This is a genomic window from Protofrankia sp. Cas8 (assembly GCF_963555845.1).
Taxonomy (GTDB): domain Bacteria; phylum Actinomycetota; class Actinomycetes; order Frankiales; family Frankiaceae; genus Protofrankia.
The window spans coordinates 33,169-34,308 of record NZ_CAUVXI010000037.1 but is presented as its reverse complement, the minus strand read 5'-3'; the positions used below and the strand labels follow the sequence as shown (position 1 = coordinate 34,308).

Genomic DNA, 1,140 nt, shown 5'->3' with positions numbered 1-1,140 from the left:
GGGTCGCGATGAGAGAGCCCAGCTGGGCGGCCCGCTCCCAGGCCAGTCCACCCTCGACCCCGGCCAGGAAGCCGGCCCGGAACGCATCGCCGACACCGGTGGGGTCGACAATCTCCGTGGCGGGCACGACGTCGACGTGAATGCTCTTTCCATTGCCGACGAGCAACGCGCCCTTGGCGGACAAAGTAGTGACCCGCAGTTCCACCCGCTCGGCGATGTCCGCCTCGCTCCACCCGGTCCTGCGGATGAGCAGCTCCCATTCGTACTCGTTGGTGAACAGATATTTCGCACCGTCGACGAGGGACCGACACTGGTCGCGGTCGAGCCGAGGAAGCTGCTGAGACGGATCAGCGACAAACGCGATACCCAGCTGTCTGGCCTCGGCGGTGTGGTTGAGCATGGCCTGCGGATCATTGGCGCCCACCAGGACGAGACCGATCCCGCGGTCGGCGGCAATCGGTGCGAGCGAGATGTTCCGTGCCTCGCTCATCGCTCCTGGGTAAAACGACGCGAGCTGGCACTGGTCGTCGTCGGTGGTGCAGGTGAAACGCGCGGTGTATGCGGTGCTGCAGACAAGCAGTCCTGCGCAGTCGACCCGGTGGCGTTCCAGCCAGGCACGATAATCATCGAAATCCTTGCCGACCGCGCCCACCAGTACCGGGTTTTGGCCTAGGACGCCCATGCCGAACGCGATGTTGGCGGCTACGCCGCCGCGACGGATAACGAGGTCGTCGACGAGGAAGCTCAGCGACAGCCGGTCGAGGTGAGTGTCGAGAAACTGGTCGGCGAACCTCCCGGGAAAGCGCATCAGATGGTCGGTGGCGATCGAGCCGGTGACAGCGATGGTTCCTGCGGACATGCACTCCCCTTGTACTTCTCAGCAGACGAAGGTGGTCTGGCCGCGGAGCATCAGACACGCCCTAGTAGCGGTAGTGCTCCGGCTTGAACGGCCCCTCGATGTCGACACCGATATAGTCCGCCTGGTCCTTGGTGAGCTTCGTGAGGTCTCCGTTGAGCGCCTGCACGTGGATCGTCGCGACCTTCTCGTCGAGAAGCTTCGCCAGCCGGTAGACCTCGCCTGCGTACTCGGTGTGCTTGGTGAACAGCTCGATCTGCGCGATCACCTGGTTGGAGAAGCTG

General features: G+C 64.1%; 2 protein-coding genes. Both read right to left on the bottom strand.

The features are described from left to right. A partial coding sequence (locus U9977_RS08360) for a carbohydrate kinase family protein (RefSeq protein WP_322748619.1) occupies positions 1-859 on the bottom strand: 859 nt, incomplete at its 3' end. 61 nt (positions 860-920) lie between these two features. Beyond that, positions 921-1,140 (bottom strand): adenosylhomocysteinase (locus U9977_RS08355; protein ID WP_322748618.1); only part of this gene is annotated, 220 nt, incomplete at its 5' end.